This window comes from Protofrankia sp. Cr1, assembly GCF_963555865.1.
Lineage (GTDB): Bacteria > Actinomycetota > Actinomycetes > Frankiales > Frankiaceae > Protofrankia.
In genome coordinates, this window is sequence record NZ_CAUVXO010000260.1 from 6581 (window position 1) to 7652 (window position 1072).

The 1072-nt window shown below is 65.7% G+C and carries 2 pseudogenes; both read right to left on the minus strand.

The features are described 5' to 3' along the window. Positions 1–34: 34 nt before the first annotated feature. Positions 35–148, minus strand: a pseudogene (locus U9980_RS18295) (3-hydroxyacyl-CoA dehydrogenase); the annotation flags it as partial. A 183-nt stretch (positions 149–331) separates the two neighbouring features. After that, a pseudogene (locus U9980_RS28625) lies at positions 332–1008 on the minus strand (TetR/AcrR family transcriptional regulator). Between the last annotated feature and the right edge of the window lie 64 nt (positions 1009–1072).

A 1072-nucleotide genomic window follows, 5' to 3' on the forward strand; every position in this document is an offset into this window, starting at 1 on the left:
TGCGGAGGGCGCTCTCATCTCGTCGGAGGTGCTCTTATTTCGGCGGGAACCGAAGTGCGCCGTCGAGGCGGATGACTTCGCCGTTGAGGTAGTCGTTCTCGACGATGTTCTGAACAAGGGCCGCGTACTCGGCGGGTCGGCCCATGCGCTAATGCCACTGTCATCCCTTGCTCACGTTGATCGGCGGGGGCCGTTGCGGTGCGGCTCCCTGATCAAGAGAAAGATCTAAAACCGGCTCTTAAAGATCGAAGACAGGCTCTTACCGCGCGATCGACCCGGCACCGACCATCCGCCGGCATTCCGGGGCCGCCGCTACCGACTCGTCGACGATCTAGCCTTGGGCGAATCCCGCGGCGCAGAAATCCCACACCTCGTCGGCGGTGATGGGATGGGGATTCTCGTCGTCGGCGACCCCGCTGGACTGGGCGACGAACATGACCGTCTCCATCGTGAGCGCGGCCGCGCGGCGGGGCTTGAGGCCGGAGCGCAGGTGCCCGGCGGCTTCGGCCTGCGACATCATTTCGGTGAACAGCGCGAGCAGGGGAGCGTGGGCGACCTTCACCTCGGCGGGGTAGGAGGTCAGCAACTGCGGAGCGAAATCGGTGAACAACGGACGCTGTGCGGTCGGGTCGGGTCGGGAGAGCTCGAACAGCAGGTGGACGGCGACCCTGAGCTGGTCCAGTGGATCGGACCGGTCGTACGCGGCCGCGCGGATCTGCTCGGCCCCCCGGCGCAGGGCGTCTTCGAACAGGGCGAGCAGCAGCTCATGCTTGCCGCCGAAGTGCTGGTAGAAGCTGCGCAGCGACTGGCGGGACCGGTCGACGACCTCCTGTACGGTGAAGTCGGTACTGCCTTCGCCATAATGATCATTTGGGCTGCGTCGAGGAACCGCATCACCGTCCGCTCGGCCCGGAGCTTCGCGGCCTTGGTAGAGCGCTCGACCGCGCGTTGCTTCCAGGCCGGCTCTTCGCTTGGCATGATCACGGGCAGCTCCGCCTTCTGCGCCATGTGCAGAACCTTACTGCACGGTACTGGTCGGCCCATCGCCTCCGCTGGTCTGTGCTGCCGAAGT